Here is a 21944-nt window from a genome sequence, read left to right on the forward strand (position 1 = left end):
TCAGACCTGCATGATTTCTGCCTGCTTGGTCTCAAGCGCGGCATCTACTACCTTGATCATCTGGTCGGTTAGATCCTGCACTTCGCTTTCCCAGAACTTCTGGTCATCTTCGGACATACCGTCAGCCTTGGCCTTCTTGATCTGATCCATCCCGTCGCGGCGCACATTCCGGATCGAGACGCGTGCGTGTTCGGCATATTGCCCGGCGACTTTGCCCAACTCGCGACGGCGTTCTTCGTTCAGTTCCGGGATCGGTAGCATGATGATCGTTCCGTTGAGCTGAGGGTTGATGCCCAGCCCACTTTCGCGGATCGCTTTTTCCACTTTGCCGACCAGCCCTTTATCCCAGACATTGACCGTTACCATACGCGGCTCGGGCACATTGACCGTTCCCACCTGGTTGATCGGCGTCATCGAACCATAGGCATCGACCATCACCGGCTCGAGCATCGAGGCCGAGGCGCGCCCGGTGCGCAGCGATGCAAATTCGGTTCTGAGGTTTGACATTGCGCCGTCCATGCGGCGTTTCAGGTCGTCTGTGTCCAGTTCGAAATCGTCAGACATTCTGCTCACTCCCCGTCTTCAGGTACTGTTTGAATGGCTCATAAGCCATTCAATTTGGGATGTATAGCAATGATGATCCGTATTTACGCCATTGACCAGAGGTGTTTGCCGGATTTTCGCGAACCTGCAGCTACAAAATTAACCGACCGCAAATCAATGCGGTCGGTCAGACATATTCATTCCGGATCAGGCGTTTACGTCTACGACAACACGACCTTTAACCTGACCTTGCAGGATATCCGCCCCTAATTGGGGCAGATCGCTCAGCTTTGCGGGATGGATCATCGCCTCAAGCTTGTCCATCGGAAGGTCGGTTGCTATCCGCTGCCAGGCTCGCAGCCGGTTTTCATAGGGCTGCATGACGCTGTCGATCCCCAACAGGTTCACGCCGCGCAAAAGGAACGGGATAACAGTTGCCGGAAGGCCCGCGCCGCCAGCCAACCCCACGGCCGAGACCGAGGCACCGTATTTCATCTGCCCCAGAACGCGTGCCAGCATTGCGCCGCCGACCGCGTCCACACAGCCAGACCATGCCTCGCTTTCCAGGGGGCGCTTAGTTGTCTCGTTCAACTCTTCGCGTGGCACAATGGTCGTGGCGCCCAAAGACTTCAGGTAATCGCTGGTTTCCGGTCGTCCGGTGACGGCTGCCACTTCGTATCCCAAATTGGCAAGAATCGCCGTCGCGACCGAGCCAACACCACCTGCTGCCCCTGTGACCAAAACCGGACCCTGCCCCGGTTTCAGCCCATGATCCTCAAGTGCCATAACCGCCAGCATCGCGGTGAACCCAGCGGTTCCGACGGCCATCGCCTGGCGGGGCTCCAACCCATCGGGCAGCGGAACCAACCAATCGGCACGGGCATTGGCTTTTTGTGAGTACCCACCCCAATGCGCCTCACCGACACGCCAACCGGTCAGGACCACTTTGTCACCCGGTTTATATCGCTCATCCGAAGACGACTCGACCGTCCCGGCATAGTCGATGCCAGGAACATGCGGATAGCTGCGTACCAGCCCCCCGCCTTTGGGCGACAGGCAAAGACCATCCTTATAATTTACCGTTGAATACTGGACCGCCACGGTAACCTCACCCCGCGGCAGATCCCCTTCCGAAAGCTGTTGAACCGAGGGGCTGGCCAGCCCGCTTTCCTCGTCTTTTTCCATCACCAGTGCGTTGAACATCAAAATGTCCTCCTGTTTTGGACGTCAGAGTACAGCCCCGACCCCGTGTAATAACCTGTTTCTGAACCCGATACGCCGCTTGCGATCATATCCAGAATTTTTCCCTTACAGTCGCCTCACGCATACCGTCGGGCGTTTCGACCTCTATCTTCGTGCCTTCGTCCCAATGGCTGAGCTTGAGCATCCCAATGGAAACATTGGTGTTGAAATCCGGAGACCAAGCGGCAGAAGTGATTTGACCGACCCGTTTCCCCTGAGCGTAAACCGACCATGGAGCAACGCAGGCACCAACGGCCGGCCCAGCGATTTCAATCGGACGGATTTGCTGGATCGGCCCTTCTTTTGCGACCCGCAACAACGCGTCCCGGCCAATGCACCCAATCGCCGTGTGTGTGTTACAGAACTTTCCCAGGCCACATTCATGTGGGGTGTTGTCGTCGGTCATATCGTTTCCGTAGGACAGCAACCCAGCCTCAATGCGTTCGATCAGGTTGGGACAACCTGCGCGTACGTTCAAATCCTTGCCTGCCGAAAACAGCGCATTCCACAGCGTCATTCCGATATCGCTGCCCTCGACATAAATCTCGAACCCGCCCTGCTTTGAATACCCTGACCTGGCGATGGCCAGATCGCGGCCCGCAAACTCGAACATGTCGAACTTGAAAAACCGGATGTCTTTGACGCGCTCGCCAAATACGCGAGACATCAGTTCATCCGCCATGGGCCCCTGTACCGCCAAGGGTGAGACGTCTGGCTCATCCACCAGAACATCCAGCCGATAGCCGTTTGCGATTCCTTTGACCCATAACAACAAATCGCTATCCGCGATGGAGATCCACCAGCGGTCCTCGGACAGTTTCACCGCAACCGGATCATTCAACATGCCACCGGTCTCATCAACGATAGGGACGTAATAGCATTGGCCGGGCAACATGCCTCTCAAATCGCGTGGCGTCAGCATTTGCATAAGGCGTGCCGCGTCGGGACCTCTGAGTTCGACCTGTCGCTCACACGAGACATCCCAGACCTGCACATGCTTTTTCAAGTGCCGGTAATCAGCCTCGACGCTGTCGAATACAGTTGGCAATAGCATCCGGTTATAAACCGTGAATGCCTTAACGCCTGCGGCTTCGACCCCTTCGGAAAAAGGTGTGCGCCGCAACCGGCGAGAGAAGGAAATATTGGCCACTCAAGCCTCCTCGGGCATAATGCCAGATCACAATTCGAAGCCTGCGGTCCCGTCAGCATCTGGTGCAGCAGGCCGCGATGGCGTGTCTGGCGATTGAAAATTTGGATCACGTATTGCACGTAATCCTTTGTGATTTCGTATTATTTCGGCCCCTGCCAGTCGATTGGACAAATTTCTGCGGATTTTCCACCGAAATCCCAGACCCGACCGTAATCGCGGACCTTGGATTTGGTGCCGCGCGCCACGATAATGTCCGGTCCCATCCAGTATTTCGAGTTTGAGACCATCACCGGATGCTCGGGGTCTTTGCCCGCCAACATCTCGATTTCGCCCTGGATTTTCCGACCAATCATGATGCGGCGCTTGGTCCCGTCGCGTTCGATCTGAACCGGGGCACGTTCGGCCCCGATAATTTCGCTGACCAGCATGGTAAACAAGCCAGTCGTGCCCCCGGCCTGTCCGCTGAAAATTTGGAGCAGTCCGTTATAGGCCTTACCGCTGGCTCGTTCGTCGACATAGGCGGCAACTTTCCACTGCCCCTCACCCATGCGACCCGGAATATCGACCAGAAGGCCAACATTGAGGCCCGACAGGTCCTCGCCCTCGAAATGGCCTTCATCGATGACAATTCCCATCCAGGCATGACAATGACCCTCGGTCGGAGGATGCGCGCCAAGCGATACGACACAGGGGCAGAACAGATCGCACGAGCAGTTAAGGATCAGCTCTCCCTTGATCGCCCAATTCGTCGGGCTCATCTCACGCCGCTTGGGGTTGGGCATGCGGCTGTCGATACGTTGGCTGATCGGCAGGCGATCTGCCTCTGGTTTTTTGTTCTTAGCCAATAGCTTATCCTCCATAGATAAAGGGGTATACGAGCAAGGCACAGCCGCCCGCGATAAGAGCAAATCCCAGCGGCCGTGTAATCACGTGACCGATCTGGGGTAGTTTTTCGAGAACCATAAAAAAGGTCGCCAGACCCATCCACAGCAGACTCATGACGCCGCCCACAAAGCCGAGCGCCATAAAGCCCCAGCAGCATCCGACGCAGAACGCACCAAGGCCAAGCCCCATGCGAAAACCGCCTGAAAAACCGGTTTTCCAATGGCCGAGAAAATAGGTCATTGGGGCATGGCAGACCCCATGGCACAGCTCTTTGGCGCGGGTGAATTGAAAGGCGCCGACGGCGATCATCAACCCGCCCGCAACAAGCCCGGATTTCGCAATGCCCAGCATGTCGACAACGCCGCCAAACAGCAGAACCAGTTGCACCCCGGTAATGAGCGCGGCAAACCCGACCCAGACCACGAAATAACCCACCAAGACACCAATCCAGCCGGAGCGTGTGCCATTTGCACTGCGGATTAGATCGTCGTAGCTGCGCAGAGTTGGAATAATGGTCGGCAACATCATTGCGGCCATCATGATGGCCCACATCCAAAACAGCGGGCCGAACTCTGCCATGGGCATATACATGTCCATCCTGGGGTCCATGGCGCGCATCGCCTGCCCCATTGCTCCGGGACGGCCGATCCAATCCAGATCCATGGCGCGGTTCATCACGAACATCATCCACCACGCCCACAGGATCAGAGCGTAGAATCCCAGCCAAAACCCATTACGTAGAACTGCGCGACTCACTTGTTCCTCCCGACTCAGTCCTTGCAATTCAAATGTCAGACTTTTAAATGTCAGACAAATGAAAATTTGCCTGCGGCCCTGCTCAAAATGAAAATCGACCCCAAGAAACCTGCTGACCTTTCGGTTCAGATCGCCCAATCAATCCGAGATGCGATCATATCGGGTCGGTTGATTGTAGATGAACGCCTGCCTTCTGAGGCGGAACTGTCCGACCAGTTTCAGGTGTCCCGACCAACCGTGCGTGAGGCCCTTAAACGCCTTGCGGCACAGTCCCTGATCCGCACCCAACGTGGCGCGACCGGCGGCGCATTTGTCAATCGGCTGAGCTATCAGGATGCGTATTCCCAACAGATCACCACATCCACGTTGCTGCTGTCCATGAACGCGGTCAGTTTTGAAACGGCTTGCGAGGCTCGGTATTCGCTGGAACGCGCCTGCGCAACTTTGTCAGCCGAACGCAGGACGGCGGATCATCTGGCGACGATGCGTGCCGAGATATTTCGGCAGGCTCAACCCGGGCTGACAGACGAAGCCTTTTGCGCCTCGGATGTGACCTTTCACCGGGCATTGGTCGATGGGGCCGGCAATCCGGTGTTGTCCTATCAACTGGCCGGCGCCGTCGAGGCGATGCAGCCTTTGATGAACATGATCACGTTTACGGCGCGGTCCCGAGAAGAGATCATCGTATTGCACAACCAGATTGCCGATGCTTTGGATCGGCGGGACGCTGCTGCGGTAGATTCAGCACTGGTGGATCTCGAAGCTTATACCCGTAAGCTTGCCCTGGACGTCGCCAAACAGCGGCGCAAACCAACCGAATGAGGGTACAATGACGTCGATTTTGAATATTGCCGCGGCGGTTCTGACAATCGGTTTCGGCCTCTTTGGGTTTCTAGCACCCGCTTGGACCGCGGCCTCGCTGGACCTGGCGCCTACGAACAGCACCATGGGGTTAAGCGAATTGCGCGCTTCGGTCGGTGGGCTTTTTGTTGTCACCGGAATTGCGGTCATTTGGCTGAACACTCCCATGGCCTATGCGATGTTGGGCGTTGTTTATGCCGGCGCAGCCTTGGGCCGGTTTGTTTCCGTCATTCTGGATCACCCCCCTTTGATCAAAGCGATGACATTTGGGGGAATCGAGCTGATATTGGCGCTGTGGCTGATCCTGGCAAACATTAACCGAACAAGCTAAGACGTTATTATATAATCCGTCTTTTCGTTGAAGTATGGGGTTTGCTTTCCCCTTGTGGCTCACCTATATAAGGGATGTCCTTCGGGACTATGGACATAAACGCGCTCGTAATAAGCGGATCGGACCCGGGGGCGGTACCCGGCGGCTCCACCAACATCCTTCATTTGAGGATCGCGGGGCCGAAATAGGATCGACGAACGTCTAAAGGGGTTAGCTTTGTCTCGGCGGGGTGCCACCGTACCGGCCCAAACAGTACAATTGCAAATGACAATCGTGCTCCGGTTGCAGTTGCTGCGTAAGCAGTAGCAAGACCGAAACTTAAGCCCTTGCGCCTAGCAGCGTAAGGCGGGGTTCGCAGGTACCTGGCAACAGAAACCTGCATTTTCCCTTAAATGTCTGCTGTTTAACCCTGTCTGTGTTCACGTTCAGAGTTTGTTCACTCATTCGCGTCATGCTCGGCCCGTGAGGAAAAGGAGAGCTGGGATGTCACACGCAGATATACTCAGAGAATGGTATTCAGAGGTTTGGGAAAACGGAAATACCGATGCGATTGATCGGTATTTCGCGCCGGAAACGACAGCCGAAGGACTGATTCCGGAAATGCAGGTGGGGGCCGATGATTTTCGGGATCTGGTCATGGCGTTTCGCCACATTCTGGGCGATATCCATGTTGAGCTGCCCAAAATCATCGAAAATGGCGATTGGGTATCGGCGATATTGCAGGTCAGCACAACACGCGCCGATAACGGCGCACCACTGCAGGCCTCTGGCAGTATGATTGGCCGCATTAAAGAAGGTCGTATTGTCGAGGCGTATAACCAGTTTGACTTCATTTCCTTATTTGAACAGCTTGGTCAGTTTCCCAAGGACACCCTGCCCGTATGCATGACTGGTCAACGGCTGGACTGGGCCTAGGAAATGAGCTCGCAATCTTGACCCCGACCGGCCTGTCGCGGTAGCAAAGCCTATGGGGTAAGATTGCGAACGCCCCGTGAGGCGACAGCCCAAGTTTCGCATGTATCCGTCGATCACAGGAGACATGCCATGCCTGCGCCTAATGCTATCACACCGAAACAACTGTTACGTCTGATCGGAACGTCCCGGGCGCCTGTTCTAGTGGACATCTGCACTGACACCGATTTTGAACAGGATCCTTATCTGATACCTGGCTCGTTTCGCCATCCGGCGAAGGATCTGGATGGGCTAAAGGGGATCATAGAAAACGTTCCGTGCATCATCATTTGCCAAAAGGGCAAAAAGCTGAGTCAGGCCGTTGTTTCCTGGCTGAGGAGTGAAGGCGTGGCCGCTGAGTATCTGGAAGGCGGCATGTATGCTTGGCGCGAGACGCCCGATGCACCGCGCATCCCATTTGCAGATATACCAGCGTCTCCTTCACTCTGGGTAACGCGCCATCGGCCTAAGATTGACCGCATCGCTTGCCCCTGGTTGATCCGCCGGTTCATCGACCCCAACGCACGTTTTCTGTTTGTTGCCCCATCCGAAGTGGCAAAGGTATCCGAAGTCTTTAACGCCACCCCGTTCGATGTTGAGGGCGTCTGCTGGAGCCATCGAGGGGATAACTGCACATTTGATGCTTTGGTAAAAGATTTCCAACTCGCCACGCCCGCAATGAACAGGCTTGCGACAGTTGTCCGGGCCGCGGATACGAACAGGCATGATCTGGCGCCCGAAGCAGCCGGGCTTCTTGCGGTTTCAGTGGGGCTATCGCGCCTATATAAAGACGACCATCAGGCCATCGAGGCCGGGATGCATCTGTACGATGCCTTGTATCTCTGGGCCCGCGACGGGTTTGACGAGAAACATGATTGGCCGGCAGTCGAGAAATGAGCACACCAACATATCCTGAACTCATCCGAGTGTTTGGCCGCATTGGATTGCTGTCCTTCGGCGGCCCGGCAGCCCAAATATCATTGATGCATCAGGAACTCGTCGAAAGGCGTCCCTGGCTGGACGAAGAAACCTATCTTCGGGCTCTGTCGCTGTGCATGTTGCTGCCCGGCCCTGAAGCGATGCAGCTTGCAACCTATTCCGGCTGGCGTCTGCGCGGCGTCTCGGGCGGTATGATCGCAGGCAGCCTGTTTGTTCTGCCCGGTGCGATCATTATCTCAGCATTGGTGGCACTATACGCGGCCTATGGCGCGCTTCCTCTGGTGCAGGCCGCGTTTCTGGGCGTGAAAGCTACGGTGATCATCATCGTGCTACAGGCCCTGCGAAACCTGTCCCGCAAAGCGCTGTCGGACGTCTCACATCGTGCGATCTCGGGCCTCGCGTTTCTGGCAATCTTTCTGTTCGACCTCCCCTTCCCCGCGATCATCGCGGCGGCAGCCCTTTGGGGGTATCTGAGCTTCAACGGCGTCGCCGCCCGACCGGTCGACACCCCCACCCCGCGCCTAAGCGAAGTGCTGCGGAACGCGTCGATCTGGTTGGTTCTGTGGCTTGGCCCGTTGTGGCTGTTAAGTCTTTCTGGTCAGAAACTTCTCAGCGATCTTGGCTGGTTCTTTGCCCGCCTCGCAGTTGTGACATTTGGCGGGGCCTACGCTGTTCTAGCTTACATGACGCAGACCGTTGTGGATCAGTATAACTGGATATCCACAGATCAGATGATCGACGCGCTTGGTCTGGCGGAAACGACACCGGGGCCTTTGATTTTGGTAACACAATTTGTCGCTATGCTGACCGGTCAGATCTCGGGCGGATCGATGCTGGCCATCGCCGCAGGTATCGTTGCACTTTGGGCAACATTCGTTCCCTGCTTTCTGTGGATATTCCTCTCAGCCCCCTATCTTGACCACATCGCTGCGCGGCCCCGGTTATCGGCGGCCCTGCAAGGTATTACCTCTGCTGTAGTTGGGGTGATTCTCAACCTATCCGTGTGGTTTGCCCTGAATGTGTTGTTTTCAGAACTGCCAAATAAAACCTTTGGACCAATCAGCCTGCCCTGGCCTGAATTGACCTCATTGGATGTGAAAGCCGCTGTGCTGACTGTCTTCGCCGGAGCGTTGATTTTTAAACTTAAATTCGGCATGGCGCTTACGTTAATGGTTATGCTAGCTGCTGGCACCGGCCTGTTTTTTCTCTGAACAGTCAGCGTGTAACCGGCCTTTCGTTTCCAAAGGAATCCCTTATGCTGAGGGAAGCCACTTTTGAGGATGACACATGTCGCAAGACATCGACTATGGGAACCTGATGCACACCGCCATGCGCGGGCTGATCAAGACGGTTCTGACCAGCGTTTCAGAAACTGGCCTGCCGGGTGCGCACCACTTTTTCATTACGTTTGACACCAAGTGTGACGGCGTGGAAATTGCCGACTGGCTGCATGATCGTTATCCGGAAGAGATGACTGTTGTGATGCAGCATTGGTTCGAAAATCTTGAGGTCGGCGAAAGCGGATTTGCCATCACGCTCAACTTTGGCGACGCGCCGGAACCTTTGTACATCCCCTATGCCTCGATCAAAACATTCGTCGACCCCTCTGTGGAATTTGGCCTGCGTTTTGAAAGCCCGGATGAAGAGGATGACTTTGATCCGATGGACGATGAGATAATCGAGGTCGAAGAAGAACCGCAACAGCATGACGCTGATGTCGTGTCGCTGGACAGCTTCAGAAAATAGTATATGCGCTCGTAAGCCTCGCGGTTCGCGGGGCTTACTCTTTCGTCAGGAACGTCTCTACGGAACGTGATTTGGTACCGTTGCGGAAACGGGAAAATGACAGGTTCAGACCGCCTTCTGCCAGCGTTCTGTCATATTGCTGCAGCTCATAGCCGCCATTTTCTGCAATGAACAACGAAAACACGGTCAGAGTTTGACCCTCAATCCGGCCCCAGACGAACGGTTCCCCCTGCATCGGGTCAAGCGGAACTTCATGGCCGAATACATTGCGCTTCATGGCCGCGGAAAAGATGTCCGATCTGTCCGAGGTCTGAAAATCAATCGAGAATGCCTGTTCCTTGACGCGGCCATTCAGTTTGTAAGTTGTCGTCTTCCAACTAACATTGAACCCGTTCTTCAATTCCTGGATTGACACACTCATATCACGAGGTGTTTCGGTCCCGTTTGCATCGACAACATTGGCAGACCCAACGTAGCTGCCAACAAAGGGCTCAATATCTGCCGCATGAAGCGGATTTACCGCCAAGGAGGCCCACAGAACGGTGGCAAAGGAATAGATAATGAATTTCAGGCAAGTGGTCGGGTGATTCAGACGCATTGCGGCCTCCGGCGTGCTCTGACTCTATAGTAGCTCACCCACCGGCGCGTACAATGGCGGTGATGGCGATTGCGACGAGAAAAATGACGCAGCTCTGCGCCTATACCTTTGTCAGGCATAAGTTTATGGTGCGCGCAACTGGCCGATTGCACCGCGACGCTGCTGACTGTAATTGGCATGCAATGGTATACATGACGGAGTGACCGATGTCTCAAACCCGCACCGAATCCGACAGCTTTGGCCCGCTGGAGGTTCCCGCAGACAAATACTGGGGTGCACAGACCCAGCGTTCGATTATGAACTTCCCGATCGGATGGGAAAAACAGCCTGTGGCCATCGTGCGGGCATTGGGTGTGATCAAAAAAGCCTGCGCCATGCAGAACAAGTCGACAGGGAAACTGGACGCGCGGATTGCGGATGCGGTGATTCAGGCCGCGGGTGAGGTTTTTGAAGGTAAGTTCGATGACAACTTTCCGCTGGTCGTCTGGCAAACAGGATCCGGCACCCAGTCGAACATGAACTCTAACGAGGTTATTGCGAACCGGGCTATCGAAATCCTGGGTGGTACAATCGGCACAAAAGACCCGGTTCATCCGAACGATCATTGCAACATGGGCCAGTCCTCGAACGACACGTTCCCGACAGCCATGCATATCGCCACAGGTATGAGCGTTCGGGACGTTCTGCTGCCGGGTCTGGAAAAGCTGGCCTCGGGGCTGGAGCAGAAGGCCGAAGAATTCAAAGACATCATCAAGATCGGCCGGACCCATACGCAGGATGCCACGCCGCTGACACTGGGTCAGGAATTTGGCGGCTACGCCCATCAAATTCGTCAGGGTATCGCACGGGTCAACGCCGCGATGCCTGGAATTTACGAGCTTGCCCAGGGCGGAACTGCTGTTGGTACTGGCCTAAACACTCAATCCGGGTGGAGCGAAGCGGTCGCTGCGAATATGGCAGATATCACCGGCCTGCCCTTTGTTACCGCTCCGAATAAGTTCGAGGCGCTCGCCGCCCATGATGCGATGGTTTTCCTATCGGGTGCTTTGGCGACCATTGCTGGCAGCTGTTATAAAATTGCAAATGATATCAGACTTTTGGGATCTGGACCGCGTTCCGGTCTGGGCGAATTGATCCTGCCTGAGAATGAGCCCGGATCGTCCATCATGCCAGGCAAGGTAAACCCAACACAAGCCGAAGCACTGACACAGGTCGCAGCACACGTCATGGGCAACGATGCCGCCATAAAATTCGCCGGCAGCCAGGGGCATTTCGAACTGAACGTCTATAACCCTATGATGTCCTACAATCTTTTGCAGTCGATCCAGTTGCTTGGTGATGCCACAGACAGCTTTACCGAGCGGATGTTGCTAGGCATTCAGGCCAACGAACCACGCATCGAAAAACTGATGAAGGAATCGCTGATGCTGGTCACCGCGCTGGCGCCAACCATTGGGTACGACAACGCAACGACTGTTGCCAAGACCGCGCATAAAAACGGCACCACCCTTAAGGAAGAGGCCATCGCGCTTGGCTTTGTCGACGCCGAAACCTTTGACGCGGTTGTGCGCCCCGAACAAATGATTGGACCCAAGGACTGATGGCAAAGCCGGTCAATCTGAACCGGTACAGAAAAGACAAGGCGCGGGCCGAGAAAAAGGCCCGCGCGGACCAAAACGCCGTGTCATTCGGGCGCAACAAAGCCGAGAAAGACGCCAGCAAAAAGCATCTGGATAAGTCGCGGCGCGATCTGGACGGACATGAGATCGACAAATGAGCGGACGTCCCATCAAACGCTCATTGACGCTTAAGGGCCATCGAACCTCGGTATCTCTTGAGGACGAGTTTTGGAAAGCCTTTCGTGCCATTGCAGCTGATAAGGATATGGCAATCAATGCCTTAGCTGCGGAAATTGATTTTAACCGTGACCCTGAGGTCGGATTGGCTTCGGCAATACGCGTTTATATTCTGAACTGGTATCGCGGCTGACTTTCCGTTCTTGATTTGGCCTCTGGAAAATGCCTATGCTCATACCAGAACAAAAAGGGAACTTAGTGATGAGCGAAACAGTTACCGGCCCAGACGGTCAACCGCGTTGTGCATGGTGTCAGTCTGCGCCAGAGTTTTTCGACTATCACGACAATGAATGGGGCTATCCGGTCAGCGACGATCAGCGTTTGTTTGAGAAGCTGTGCCTTGAAAGCTTTCAGTCCGGCCTCAGCTGGCGCACCATTCTTTCCAAACGCGAGAACTTTCGAAAAGCATTTAAACATTTTGATTACAACGCAATAGCGAAGTTTGATGAGGCCGATGTCACCCGTCTTTTGCTGGATGCAGGCATTGTCAGGCATCGCGGAAAGATCGAAGCAGTCATCAACAACGCCCGGCGCGCCCAGGAGCTGGTGGCAGCTGAGGGGTCGATTGCAGCTTATGTCTGGCGCTATGAGGCCAGTTCACCGCCAGCGCCACAAACAGCCTCAACTTCGGCTGAATCTATTGCCATGTCCAAAGACCTTAAAAAGCGGGGATGGAAGTTTGTGGGCCCGACCACGGTTTTTGCATTCATGCAAGCCATGGGTCTTGTAAACGATCATGCGACCGAGTGCTCTATGCGGGAAAAAGCGGCGCAGATGCGCCGCGATTTCACTAAACCGGAATAGCGCAGCTTAGGCAGAGGCGCGAGAAATCTTATCGATATTGCTGCCGAGGGCCGTGTTGAATTCGGCATCTGACTGCTTTTTCGACAGTCCTTCGGTCAGCGCACGAGAGAAAGACGCAATCATCTTGCTATTCTGCGCCAGCAGATCACAGGCTTGTTCGGTCGAATATCCGCCGGACAGGGCTACGACCCGCAAAACTCTGGGGTGGTCAGCCAGATCGTCATACAGATTAGCCTGGCTGGGAATGGTAAGCTTAAGCATGACATCCTGACCATCATCCAACTGATCCAGGTTCTGCAAGATTTCCGATTTTAGAATTGCTTCGGCTTCGGCTTTGGTGGTCGAGTTGATGTTCACCTCGGGCTCGACAATCGGAACCAACCCGGCGGCAACGACTTCACGCGCCACATCGAACTGCTGCGCGACAACGTTTGCGATGCCTTTGGCGTTGGCCTCATGAATCACGGAACGTTCCTTAGTGCCGAAAACGCCTTCGGCTTTAGCCAAAGTGTCGGCCAGACCCGGGATCGGTTTCATGACCTGAACGCCATTGGCCTCATCCTCGAGGCCCTTGTCGATCTTCAGAAACGGAACAATGCCTTTTACGTTCCAAAGAAAATCTGCGACTTTACGGCCATCAATCTCTTCGCCGAGCGTGCGTTCGAACAGGATCGCGCCGATGACTTTGTCGTTTGTGAAGCCATCCGCCAGAATGATACGCGCGCGCATCTTCTGGATTTCGCCGAACATCTCTGCGTCCGAGCCGTATTCTGACGCGTCTACCCCATAAAGCGCCAGCGCCTTGGGGGTCGAGCCGCCACTTTGGTCCAGTGCAGCAATAAAACCGGCACCGTTGGACATCTGCTCGCGCTGTTGTGTTTTGGACATATGACTTTCCCGTTCGAAATGATTCCGCGTTTTTCAACCGCATACAGCATGGAGCATGCCGATGGTAGTTTGTTAGCGCTCAACCAGGCGCAACCAAATTCCATCTTTGGATCTGACGGTCAGATGAGCCACCGGAACCGGCTCTGGCATGTCCGAGATTTCGAACCTGAACTTCCGCAGTAGTGACGACAGCAATAGCGGACCTTCGACCATTGCAAATCCGGCACCGATGCAAATGCGCGACCCGGCCGAGAATGGGATGAAAGCCTCTCTGGGACAACTTTCGTCATTGCCCTTGGCCCAGCGGGACGGGTCGAACCCGTCGGGGTCTGCCCACAGACGTTCGTGCCGATGCAGGTGCCATGGGCTGATGACTATCTGCGAGCCCGGTTTAATCGCCCGGCCCCTGAAGGTTTCCGGGCATGTGGCCTCTCGCACCATCATCGGGACCGGAGGGTACAATCGCAGCGTTTCGCGAAATACATCGCGGCTGAGTCTCAACAGCGATACGGAGGTAAAATCGGATAGGTCCAGGCCTTGCGCCTCGGCCGCCAGCTTGTCCTGCCAATCCGGGTGGGTCGCCAAAAGGTACAATGCCCAAGCCAACGCAGAAGCGCTGGTCTCGTGGCCTGCCAGAAAGAAGATCGCCACCTGATCAACCATCTCCTGCGTGTCAAAACACTTGCCGGTCTTGGGATCAGCCGTTGTCATGATCTTTGTTGCCAGATCATGCGGCGCCTGCCCGGCCTCAATCATCCTCGCGCGTTGAGCGGTCATTTCGGTGATCAGCGTCCTGATTTCACGCGCGGTCTTGCGAGTTTTTCTGGAATGTAGCCGCGGCATCCATTTGGGCAGAGGCAGAAACGCCGCCAAATTCAACAGCGGTTGCTCTCTTTGATAGGTCCGGAATTTCTCAAAAACCTGAGACGCAACGCGGTCTTCAATCGGTACAGAAAAAAGCGTTCGAAAGATCACATCCGCGGCGACGTGACTGGTGACCTCTTCGCACTCGATGACAGAAGCGGCCTGCCCGCGCAGACGCGCGACGCAGGCCTCTGCCGCCTGGACCATGGCCGGATAGGTATCTTTCAGGCGCCCGCCCTCAAACGCCGGGTCGATAACCCGGCGCTGGCGTTTCCAGTTTTCACCATTGGTCAGAAAGACCGAATTCCCCAGCAACGGCCGCAGACCCTCGCCAATACGGTCTGATTTCGGAAAATCATCGGGGCGTTTTTTCAGAACGGTTTCAACAAGTTCTGGTTGGTTCGTCAGGTATGATCGAAAGAACGGCGTCTTAAACTCGGCCATCCATGCGCGGTACAATCGCTGCGGCTGTGCCGACAGGATGTCCTTGCGAAACAACCTGAAATAGCGCCACAGCGAAACCCTGTCTGGCCGCGATGTGGGTTTTGGCGGGGTCATGGCTGCACCGATACATATTTGGACACGGATTGCGCAATCCGTGATCCCGAGGGTTTACGCCCTGCGAACCGATGCCCAAGCGACAGAGGCCCGGCAGTCACGCGGAAATAATCGTACCTGTCCGGGTGATCAAAGGCGCAGAGATATTGGAAGTGCAGTCTGAAAAACCGCCACCTCAGGGCGCGCCACCGTTCTGCTGACAGCGTTTGCGTAAACGCGGCAGATAACACCAAGGGCCAGCGCTGACCGGCATCGGCTACCCCGCTTACAGCGACAGGATCACACAGAGCAAATGCGCAGCCGTCCCCGGGTGCAGAAATGTCGACCCAAGCCAAGTCTTCGCGTTTCGAAAGAAACCCCAGGTCCGCGCGCAGATCATATGCGTTGGGCAGGAACGAGACCATGGGAACCACCTGCCCCAATGTCAGAAAGGACAGCTCAGGCCCGTCTGTGCCCACCCGTCCGGATCGGATCAGATCGGCCAGAACCGTGACACCCAGATGAGCGCCGGAACTGTGGCCGACGATCAGAACCTCATCCGTCTCATCGGTAAGAGCTGCGGCAATCGCATTTGTGAACTTCGATAGGCGTCCGGCCAATTCAGGAGGCGTTTTACCGCCTGAAGCCGCTGAATAGGCGTAATCGTGCATCAGGTAATAGACGAACAGCTTGTTGTCGATTTTCCGGAACCACAGCATCAGCACATAGGCAACACCAATAGACAGAACCAACGCCACCAAAGACAGGACCGGCGCAAGCAGAACTGTCAATCCGATGACCACAGCCATTGCGACCAAAAGCTGTGCGATCAGCATCACGATCGGATAAAGCGCGGCTATCACCGGACCTTTGCGCAATCGCATCAGGCGCCATAACACGCCGGTAGAGATATAGATCCATGCCGTACGCAGCATCTGCAGATAGGTGGCCGCAATCGAATTCGACATGCTGGTGCGTACGATGTCGGACCAGACCAGCACCTCGACATCTGTGTGAACTTCAGCCCCGTCCTGAACCGAATGGACGTGCCATCCATACAAGCCCTCTCCGGTTTTGGGTGAGACCGAGATTTCATACCCTGAAATAGCCGCCTGTCTTGCGCTTTCACTGCGGTAAAGCTCGCGATAGCGCCGTGGGGGGATCGGGTCATATCCGGGAATATAGAATACCCTACGCCGTTTCACCCGAGGCTGATTTGTCTGACTGCTCATGGTCTTACCTTCTGCGACGCAGGTTAGCGCAGCATTACAGCCAAAGTAAGTCAGATAAGAGGGTTACCCAAAGTTTGCCAGCGCGGGGAAGGCTTCCAACAGCCACCAGCTGAACTCAGTGAACAGGCCGGTGATCAGCATGATACCAACAAACAGCAACAGTCCACCCATGATCCTCTCGATCAGTGCCATATGGGGCTTTATTCGGTTCATCACCGACATGGATCGGTTCAGGAACATCGCGGCGAGCAGGAAAGGTATGCCAAGACCCGCTGCATAGACGCCCAGCAACAATGTCCCACGTGCGACGGATGCCTCGGAGGCAGCCAGCGACAGGATCGCACCCAGTTGCGGGCCGATACAGGGCGTCCAGCCAAAGGCGAACGCCAGACCCAGAATATAGGCCCCAAAGACAGACCCGCCGCTGTCGCCGGCTTCGATCCGGGCCTCACGGTCAAGGAATGGGATGCGGAAAACGTTCAGGAAATGCAGGCCAAAGACTATGACAACCGCGCCCGAAATCTTGGCGAACAGCACCTGGTTCTGCAGCACGAACGCCCCAAACGCAGAGGCTGTGAAGCCAAGCAACAGAAACACCGTGGACAGCCCCATAACAAAGAACAGCGCTGAAAGTGTCGCCTTTCTGCGTGCACGGGCCTCATCCTGCATCTCGTTGATCGTGACGCCGCTCATATAGGCGAGATAGGGCGGCACAATCGGCAGCACGCAAGGCGATAAAAAGCTGATCAACCCACCGAGCAATGCGATGAACATGGCGGGCAACAGCCCTGCGTCAATGATATCAATTCCGAACATGTTTCAGCACATATGTCATGAAGTCGCCCGCGTCACGGGGCCATTCGGTCACATCCTCGTGGTTGCACGCTGGACACCGTCTGAAAGTGGAAATATCTCAGGTACATGTCAAACCAAACCGAGACACTGGACGCGTTGGGGCTGCTGTGCCCTCTGCCCGTCCTGAAGGCCCGTAAACGGCTCAAGTCAATGCCCGCGGGAGCGGTCTTGAAAGTGCTGGCGGATGATCCCGCTGCAGTCATTGATGTTCCACATTTCTGCATGGAAAGTGGACATCGATTGCTGTCACAGGAAGAATCTGACGGGCATCAGGTCTACACCATCCAGAAGTCCGTTTGAGGCCTATCAAAGAAAAAGGCGGGCTCTGAGGCCCGCCTTTTCAAGTTACTGGCCCAACGACCACCAACCGCGCCGTTTTGGCTTGGCAGGCTCCGATGGCGTTTCCGGTTCATCCGCAACCACTTCCAGCACAGGCTCTGTGACTTCTACTGCTGGTTCCTCAGTGGCTTCAACCGCAACAACCTCTTGAACAGGCTCTGCCGCTTCCGGCGTTTCTTCTGTCGGCACGGCAGTTTCCGAAACCGTTTCCTGTTTCGGTGCTGCTTCGGCTTCGACAGTTTCGATTTCTGCCGGAGCTTCCGTTTCAGCTTCGACGACCTGTGCGGTTATCGTCTCGGCATCTTCGGCGTCCTTCTTTTTGCGACGCGGAGCGCGGCGGCGTTTAGGCTTGGCAGGCGCTTCTTCCTGCGTCTCTTCCACCGCTACTACGGCATCTGTTGCAGGCTCTTCCACAGCTTCCTCGGACGCTTCAGATGTATCTTCATCAGCCTCCTGCCCGTTAGAATCCTGCCCCTCGGCACCACCATTGCCCTTCTTGCGACGACGCCGACGGCGCTTGCGCTTGGGTTTGGTTTCATCTTCAGCCTGCGGCGTTTCTTCCTCGACGGTCTCTTCTTCAGAGGCGTCGACCATTTCCATCAGCGTGGCATCAACCGATACAACCGGCGCACTGGCTTCGGGAACAATCCGGCTGGCGGTCTTGAACTTCTCCATCGAGAAATCAGGGCTTACCAGATGCACATCCCCTTCGATGCGAACCGACAGACCATAGCGCGCCTCAATTTGTGCGATATGCTCGCGCTTTTGGTTCATCAGGAAGTTGGCGATGCTGACCGGGCAGCGCACCAGCACCTCGCGTGAGCGACGGCGCGTGCCTTCTTCCTCGATCTGGCGCAGAATGCTCAGCGCCATGTTGTCATCCGAACGGATCAGGCCGGTGCCATGGCATGCCGGACAAGGCTGTGTCGTTGCCTCCAACATACCGGGACGCAGGCGCTGTCGGCTCATTTCCATCAGACCAAAACCAGATATACGACCAACCTGGATGCGCGCACGATCTGTTTTCAGCTTTTCTTTCAGGCGTTTTTCGACAGCGGCGTTGTTCTTCCGCTCGTCCATATCGATAAAGTCGATGACGATCAGACCGGCCAGATCACGCAGGCGCAACTGGCGAGCCACCTCTTCGGCGGCCTCAAGGTTGGTCTTCAGTGCCGTTTCCTCGATCGAACCTTCTTTGGTTGCCCGACCCGAGTTCACATCGACCGCGACAAGCGCTTCGGTTACGCCGATCACGATATAGCCACCCGATCTCAGCTGTACTGTCGGGTTGAACATCCCCGCCAGATAGCTTTCCACCTGATAGCGCGCGAACAATGGCAGCGCTTCTTCGTACCGCTGCACATTCTTGGCGTGCGACGGCATGATCATTTTCATGAAGTCCTTGGCGATGCGATATCCGCCCTCGCCTTCGACCAGAACCTCGTCGATGTCGCGATTATAGAGATCGCGGATCGACCGTTTGATCAGGTCGCCTTCTTCATAGATCTTCGCAGGCGCGATGGATTTCAACGTCAGCTCGCGGATCTGTTCCCACATACGTTGCAGATATTCGTAATCGCGCTTGATTTCGGATTTGGTGCGTTTCGCCCCGGCGGTCCGAATGATAAGACCGGCCCCTGTCGGAACGTCAATCTCAGCCGCAATTTCCTTAAGCTTTTTGCGATCAGGCGCGTTGGTAATCTTACGGCTGATGCCGCCGCCCCGCGCGGTGTTCGGCATCAAAACACAATATCGGCCAGCAAGTGACAAATAAGTGGTCAGAGCTGCACCTTTGTTGCCACGCTCTTCCTTGACGACCTGCACAAGCAGAACCTGGCGTACTTTGACGACTTCTTGAATCTTGTACCGGCGCGCGCGCGGTTTGCGCGGTGGACGGATGTCTTCGCTGTCATCTTCGTCGGCAACCGACTCAATAGTCTCGTCTTTTGCGGTGGCGTCCGTACGGGTGTTTTCTTCTTCGTCGTCGCCAACCTCGTCAGGGGCGTCATCGGCGTTGGCTTCAGCGCTTGTCGCGTCATCCGCGTCCGTCTCAGTCGCGGCGCTTTCCTGCGCCCCGGCCTCTTCGTCCGTGCCGACTTGATCAGCGCTAGCATCTGATTGGTCGACTTCTTCCGCAGGCGCGTCTTCAGTTTCTGCGGTTGCTTCTTCTGCCTCCGGTTCGTCCGTCGGCTCTTCTACCGGAGTTTCTGCCACATGATCGGCCGGAGATGTTCCTTCTTCTAAAGAAGGATCATTGGCCTCATCGCTCTCATCCAGGTCAATCGTTTCCATGCCTGTGGGTTCGGACGAGACCTCGACCGATTCCACTGCATCATCCGATTTGATATCGGCGGCCTTGGCCCGCGAGCGCGAACGGCGTCTTTTGGGCTTGGTTTCCTCAGCCTCATCACGCGCACGCATTGCCTCGGCATAGGCGCGCTCTTCTTCCATCAGAGCTTCGCGATCAGCGACGGGAATCTGATAATAGTCGGGATGAATTTCGGAGAACGCCAGGAATCCGTGGCGATTTCCGCCATAGTCAACAAAAGCTGCCTGCAGCGAGGGTTCGACCCGTGTAACTTTTGCTAGATATATGTTGCCAGCAAGCTGACGTTTGTTTTCGGATTCAAAATCAAATTCCTCGACCTTGTTTCCGTCAACCACCACGACGCGGGTTTCTTCCGCGTGGGTGGCATCGATAAGCATTTTCTTAGCCATGTTTCCTTGGTGCACCGCGCCAAACGCGTTGTCCTAACCCGTCCAGGAGGACAGGTGCTTTTGGGGTGGTGTCTTGTCAGGGCGATTTCAGACGGCGCGCTGCAGGGTCTGGCACTGTGGCCCCCTGCCCGTACACTCAGTCGTTGCGCGCGCGTCATCGCGGTTCTTCTCCGACAGGCGCGAACGACCGCTGCCTGCCCATTTATTCCTTTCGCCCGCTTTTCTGCGGGCTCAGGCGTTCAATCACCCCGTTAAGGGGCACAATCGGTCTGCTTGGCCAGTGTGGGACCTGGTCTCCACCAGTGGCGTTGCAGCGAATCTCAAAGATCGGGACTTTTCGGCGTCAAATCCGCCCGGCCCGTCTGGTTACAATAAAAGCAGTCCTGTGGAAAAGACAATGGGCAAACTGCATTGAAGACCCCGACCACCGGTCGGGATCTCGTTATCCAGCTAAAAACATTACTTGGTATCACCCAAAGGGCGACAAAGGCATCGCCTCAAGCCCGTCACAGGTAATCGGAACGTTGCAGGCCATATTTGGCCATCTTCTCATTCAATGTCCGACGCGGCAGGCATAGTTCATCCATAACCGAGGCAATCGACCCCTTATGCCGCCGCATGGTATTGTCGATCAGCATCCGCTCGAATGCCTCGACATATTCCTTGAGCGGCTTGCCTTCGGTCGTCATCACGGGCTGCATTTCTTCGTGATCAGACATCAACAGGGACGCGATCGTCCCCGATCCGCGACGAGATTGCAGCACGGCACGTTCCGCGATGTTTATCAGCTGCCGTACGTTTCCGGGCCACGGCGCTTGCAAAAGCTGAGCCGCCTCTTGCGCACTGACCTGAGGTGCATCGCAGCCGTATTCTTCGGCGAATTGCTCGCTCAGCCGTGTGAACAGGGTCAGAATGTCTTCGCCGCGCTGACGCAGCGGCGGCATTGTGATCCGCAATGCTGCAAGCCTGTAGAACAGATCAGGGCGCAGAACGTCCTCGCTGGTTTTCCCAGCTTCCTGCAGGTTGGAAATGGCGACGATGCGGGTTTCTGCAGGCGTGCCCTGATCATTCATGACACTCAGCAGTTTCGCCTGAAGCGTATCGCTGAGCGCCTCGACATCCTCCAGAACCAGGGTTCCACCCCGGGCTTCCTCAATCGCGGGCAACTGGCTGTCTTCTGGCATCATCGGGCCGAACAGACGCTTTCCCAAGGCCTCTTCTTCGAGGGCAGCACACGAAACCAGAACAAATTTTTTGCCTGCGCGACTGCCAACAGCGTGCAACGCATGTGCAACCAGGGTTTTCCCGGTGCCGGTTTCTCCGTCGATCAGAACATGACCGTCAGCCTGCCCCAGATCCAGAATATCCTCGCGCAGGCGCTCCATCACGGGGCTGGCACCGATGAGTTTGTTCATAATCTGAGTGCCACCGGACAGCTCGCGGCGCAGGGCCCGATTGTCCAGCGTCAACCGGCGGGCATTGCTGGCACGTTTGGCCAGTTCGGACATCCGATCCGGGTTAAACGGCTTTTCGAGGAAATCAAACGCACCCACGCGCATGGCCTCAACCGCCATTGGCACGTCACCGTGGCCGGTAATCATGATGACCGGCAAGGTGCTGTCCGCGCCCATCAGCTTTTTCAACAGCTGGATCCCGTCCATACCAGGCATCTTGATGTCCGATATGACGATACCCGGATAATCCGGACCCAGAACTTTCAGTGCATCCTCGGCACTGGAAAAGGTTTCAGTGTCATATCCCGACAGTGCCAGCCATTGGCTGATCGACTGGCGCATGTCCTGTTCGTCATCAACAATGGCGATTTTCATGGCCTGTGCCATATTCATTC

23 protein-coding genes and 1 other RNA gene are annotated in these 21944 nt (G+C 55.7%); 12 read left to right on the forward strand and 12 right to left on the reverse strand.

Translation table 11 applies throughout. The annotated features are described in order from the left end of the window. From frr to AC2FHX_RS03625, 5 genes are all read right to left on the reverse strand, one after another. Window positions 1–564 carry a ribosome recycling factor gene (frr, locus tag AC2FHX_RS03605; RefSeq protein ID WP_142633921.1) on the reverse strand — a complete coding sequence of 188 codons (564 nt, stop codon included), beginning with the start codon at window positions 562–564 and terminating at the stop codon, window positions 1–3. 186 nt (window positions 565–750) lie between these two features. Then, complete coding sequence (gene acuI / locus AC2FHX_RS03610; protein WP_496700255.1) at window positions 751–1746, reverse strand: acryloyl-CoA reductase; 996 nt, start codon at window positions 1744–1746, stop codon at window positions 751–753. An 85-nt stretch (window positions 1747–1831) separates the two neighbouring features. Beyond that, window positions 1832–2935 carry a dimethylsulfoniopropionate demethylase gene (locus AC2FHX_RS03615; RefSeq protein WP_496700254.1) on the reverse strand — a complete coding sequence of 368 codons (1104 nt, stop codon included), beginning with the start codon at window positions 2933–2935 and terminating at the stop codon, window positions 1832–1834. A gap of 140 nt (window positions 2936–3075) precedes the next feature. Continuing rightward, window positions 3076–3780 carry a DUF1326 domain-containing protein gene (locus AC2FHX_RS03620; RefSeq protein ID WP_142633927.1) on the reverse strand — a complete coding sequence of 235 codons (705 nt, stop codon included), beginning with the start codon at window positions 3778–3780 and terminating at the stop codon, window positions 3076–3078. A 4-nt stretch (window positions 3781–3784) separates the two neighbouring features. After that, the gene (locus AC2FHX_RS03625) at window positions 3785–4576 is read right to left on the reverse strand and encodes a DUF2182 domain-containing protein (RefSeq protein WP_496700253.1); all 792 of its coding nucleotides are present in this window, start codon (window positions 4574–4576) and stop codon (window positions 3785–3787) included. Between the two features lie 87 nt (window positions 4577–4663). On the opposite strand from AC2FHX_RS03625, the gene AC2FHX_RS03630 reads away from it, so the two are divergent. The 7 genes from AC2FHX_RS03630 (at window position 4664) to AC2FHX_RS03660 (ending at window position 9404) form a co-directional block, all read left to right on the forward strand. Next, window positions 4664–5398 (forward strand): FadR/GntR family transcriptional regulator, encoded by a 735-nt coding sequence (locus AC2FHX_RS03630; RefSeq protein ID WP_142633929.1) that lies wholly within the window; start codon window positions 4664–4666, stop codon window positions 5396–5398. Between the two features lie 7 nt (window positions 5399–5405). Then, the gene (locus AC2FHX_RS03635; RefSeq protein WP_496688002.1) at window positions 5406–5768 is read left to right on the forward strand and encodes a DUF4345 family protein; all 363 of its coding nucleotides are present in this window, start codon (window positions 5406–5408) and stop codon (window positions 5766–5768) included. 37 nt (window positions 5769–5805) lie between these two features. Beyond that, window positions 5806–6151: a transfer-messenger RNA gene (ssrA, locus tag AC2FHX_RS03640) on the forward strand. Window positions 6152–6251: 100 nt separating this feature from the next. Next, window positions 6252–6683, forward strand: coding sequence for an ester cyclase (locus tag AC2FHX_RS03645; protein ID WP_142633933.1), 432 nt, complete (start codon window positions 6252–6254; stop codon window positions 6681–6683). Between the two features lie 129 nt (window positions 6684–6812). Beyond that, window positions 6813–7616 carry a chromate resistance protein ChrB domain-containing protein gene (locus AC2FHX_RS03650; protein ID WP_496700252.1) on the forward strand — a complete coding sequence of 268 codons (804 nt, stop codon included), beginning with the start codon at window positions 6813–6815 and terminating at the stop codon, window positions 7614–7616. Further along, window positions 7613–8869 carry a chromate efflux transporter gene (gene chrA / locus AC2FHX_RS03655; protein WP_496700251.1) on the forward strand — a complete coding sequence of 419 codons (1257 nt, stop codon included), beginning with the start codon at window positions 7613–7615 and terminating at the stop codon, window positions 8867–8869. Before AC2FHX_RS03650 ends, chrA begins: the two co-directional genes overlap by 4 nt. Before the next feature lie 76 nt (window positions 8870–8945). Then, on the forward strand, window positions 8946–9404 hold the full coding sequence (locus tag AC2FHX_RS03660) for an SspB family protein (protein ID WP_496700250.1): 459 nt from the start codon (window positions 8946–8948) through the stop codon (window positions 9402–9404). 34 nt (window positions 9405–9438) lie between these two features. Here AC2FHX_RS03660 and AC2FHX_RS03665 read toward each other — a convergent pair whose 3' ends face one another. Then, window positions 9439–10002, reverse strand: a complete 564-nt coding sequence (locus tag AC2FHX_RS03665; protein ID WP_281972138.1) for a hypothetical protein — start codon at window positions 10000–10002, stop codon at window positions 9439–9441. A gap of 206 nt (window positions 10003–10208) precedes the next feature. Here AC2FHX_RS03665 and fumC point away from each other — a divergent pair, with 206 nt between their 5' ends. The 4 genes from fumC (at window position 10209) to AC2FHX_RS03685 (ending at window position 12662) form a co-directional block, all read left to right on the forward strand. Beyond that, window positions 10209–11603 carry a class II fumarate hydratase gene (gene fumC, locus AC2FHX_RS03670; RefSeq protein WP_142633942.1) on the forward strand — a complete coding sequence of 465 codons (1395 nt, stop codon included), beginning with the start codon at window positions 10209–10211 and terminating at the stop codon, window positions 11601–11603. After that, window positions 11603–11779, forward strand: coding sequence for a DUF4169 family protein (locus AC2FHX_RS03675; protein WP_281972139.1), 177 nt, complete (start codon window positions 11603–11605; stop codon window positions 11777–11779). Before fumC ends, AC2FHX_RS03675 begins: the two co-directional genes overlap by 1 nt. Further along, window positions 11776–11991, forward strand: a complete 216-nt coding sequence (locus tag AC2FHX_RS03680; RefSeq protein WP_271947000.1) for a ribbon-helix-helix domain-containing protein — start codon at window positions 11776–11778, stop codon at window positions 11989–11991. Before AC2FHX_RS03675 ends, AC2FHX_RS03680 begins: the two co-directional genes overlap by 4 nt. Before the next feature lie 68 nt (window positions 11992–12059). Continuing rightward, on the forward strand, window positions 12060–12662 hold the full coding sequence (locus AC2FHX_RS03685) for a DNA-3-methyladenine glycosylase I (RefSeq protein WP_496700249.1): 603 nt from the start codon (window positions 12060–12062) through the stop codon (window positions 12660–12662). A gap of 6 nt (window positions 12663–12668) precedes the next feature. Here AC2FHX_RS03685 and AC2FHX_RS03690 read toward each other — a convergent pair whose 3' ends face one another. The 4 genes from AC2FHX_RS03690 to AC2FHX_RS03705 all read right to left on the reverse strand — a co-directional run bounded on the left by AC2FHX_RS03690 (window position 12669) and on the right by AC2FHX_RS03705 (window position 16999). Continuing rightward, on the reverse strand, window positions 12669–13550 hold the full coding sequence (locus AC2FHX_RS03690) for a fructose bisphosphate aldolase (RefSeq protein WP_496693197.1): 882 nt from the start codon (window positions 13548–13550) through the stop codon (window positions 12669–12671). A 72-nt stretch (window positions 13551–13622) separates the two neighbouring features. Continuing rightward, complete coding sequence (locus tag AC2FHX_RS03695; protein ID WP_496700248.1) at window positions 13623–14972, reverse strand: cytochrome P450; 1350 nt, start codon at window positions 14970–14972, stop codon at window positions 13623–13625. Continuing rightward, on the reverse strand, window positions 14969–16183 hold the full coding sequence (locus AC2FHX_RS03700; RefSeq protein ID WP_496700247.1) for a hypothetical protein: 1215 nt from the start codon (window positions 16181–16183) through the stop codon (window positions 14969–14971). Before AC2FHX_RS03700 ends, AC2FHX_RS03695 begins: the two co-directional genes overlap by 4 nt. Window positions 16184–16246: 63 nt before the next feature. Continuing rightward, window positions 16247–16999 (reverse strand): cytochrome c biogenesis CcdA family protein, encoded by a 753-nt coding sequence (locus AC2FHX_RS03705; RefSeq protein WP_271946989.1) that lies wholly within the window; start codon window positions 16997–16999, stop codon window positions 16247–16249. Window positions 17000–17104: 105 nt separating this feature from the next. Between AC2FHX_RS03705 and AC2FHX_RS03710 the strand changes: the two genes are divergently transcribed. Further along, on the forward strand, window positions 17105–17338 hold the full coding sequence (locus AC2FHX_RS03710) for a sulfurtransferase TusA family protein (protein ID WP_271946987.1): 234 nt from the start codon (window positions 17105–17107) through the stop codon (window positions 17336–17338). Between the two features lie 45 nt (window positions 17339–17383). Here the strand turns inward: AC2FHX_RS03710 and AC2FHX_RS03715 are convergent, their stop codons facing one another. Continuing rightward, window positions 17384–20095 carry an Rne/Rng family ribonuclease gene (locus AC2FHX_RS03715; RefSeq protein ID WP_496700246.1) on the reverse strand — a complete coding sequence of 904 codons (2712 nt, stop codon included), beginning with the start codon at window positions 20093–20095 and terminating at the stop codon, window positions 17384–17386. A 506-nt stretch (window positions 20096–20601) separates the two neighbouring features. Continuing rightward, a complete protein-coding gene (locus AC2FHX_RS03720) occupies window positions 20602–21936 on the reverse strand; it encodes a sigma-54-dependent transcriptional regulator (RefSeq protein ID WP_142633961.1) in 1335 nt (444 codons plus the stop codon). Window positions 21937–21944: the final 8 nt, after the last annotated feature.

Source organism: Ruegeria sp. CDSC042, assembly GCF_059610745.1.

Bases quoted from the DNA above. Each gene is read 5' to 3' on its own strand.
- frr (WP_142633921.1), bottom strand. From the start codon at position 564: ATGTCTGACGATTTCGAACTGGACACAGACGACCTGAAACGCCGCATG.
- acuI (WP_496700255.1), bottom strand. From the start codon at position 1,746: ATGTTCAACGCACTGGTGATGGAAAAAGACGAGGAAAGCGGGCTGGCC.
- AC2FHX_RS03630 (WP_142633929.1), top strand. From the start codon at position 4,664: ATGAAAATCGACCCCAAGAAACCTGCTGACCTTTCGGTTCAGATCGCC.
- AC2FHX_RS03635 (WP_496688002.1), top strand. From the start codon at position 5,406: ATGACGTCGATTTTGAATATTGCCGCGGCGGTTCTGACAATCGGTTTC.
- AC2FHX_RS03645 (WP_142633933.1), top strand. From the start codon at position 6,252: ATGTCACACGCAGATATACTCAGAGAATGGTATTCAGAGGTTTGGGAA.
- AC2FHX_RS03650 (WP_496700252.1), top strand. From the start codon at position 6,813: ATGCCTGCGCCTAATGCTATCACACCGAAACAACTGTTACGTCTGATC.
- chrA (WP_496700251.1), top strand. From the start codon at position 7,613: ATGAGCACACCAACATATCCTGAACTCATCCGAGTGTTTGGCCGCATT.
- AC2FHX_RS03660 (WP_496700250.1), top strand. From the start codon at position 8,946: ATGTCGCAAGACATCGACTATGGGAACCTGATGCACACCGCCATGCGC.
- AC2FHX_RS03665 (WP_281972138.1), bottom strand. From the start codon at position 10,002: ATGCGTCTGAATCACCCGACCACTTGCCTGAAATTCATTATCTATTCC.
- fumC (WP_142633942.1), top strand. From the start codon at position 10,209: ATGTCTCAAACCCGCACCGAATCCGACAGCTTTGGCCCGCTGGAGGTT.
- AC2FHX_RS03675 (WP_281972139.1), top strand. From the start codon at position 11,603: ATGGCAAAGCCGGTCAATCTGAACCGGTACAGAAAAGACAAGGCGCGG.
- AC2FHX_RS03680 (WP_271947000.1), top strand. From the start codon at position 11,776: ATGAGCGGACGTCCCATCAAACGCTCATTGACGCTTAAGGGCCATCGA.
- AC2FHX_RS03685 (WP_496700249.1), top strand. From the start codon at position 12,060: ATGAGCGAAACAGTTACCGGCCCAGACGGTCAACCGCGTTGTGCATGG.
- AC2FHX_RS03690 (WP_496693197.1), bottom strand. From the start codon at position 13,550: ATGTCCAAAACACAACAGCGCGAGCAGATGTCCAACGGTGCCGGTTTT.
- AC2FHX_RS03695 (WP_496700248.1), bottom strand. From the start codon at position 14,972: ATGACCCCGCCAAAACCCACATCGCGGCCAGACAGGGTTTCGCTGTGG.
- AC2FHX_RS03700 (WP_496700247.1), bottom strand. From the start codon at position 16,183: ATGAGCAGTCAGACAAATCAGCCTCGGGTGAAACGGCGTAGGGTATTC.
- AC2FHX_RS03705 (WP_271946989.1), bottom strand. From the start codon at position 16,999: ATGTTCGGAATTGATATCATTGACGCAGGGCTGTTGCCCGCCATGTTC.
- AC2FHX_RS03710 (WP_271946987.1), top strand. From the start codon at position 17,105: ATGTCAAACCAAACCGAGACACTGGACGCGTTGGGGCTGCTGTGCCCT.
- AC2FHX_RS03715 (WP_496700246.1), bottom strand. From the start codon at position 20,095: ATGGCTAAGAAAATGCTTATCGATGCCACCCACGCGGAAGAAACCCGC.
- AC2FHX_RS03720 (WP_142633961.1), bottom strand. From the start codon at position 21,936: ATGGCACAGGCCATGAAAATCGCCATTGTTGATGACGAACAGGACATG.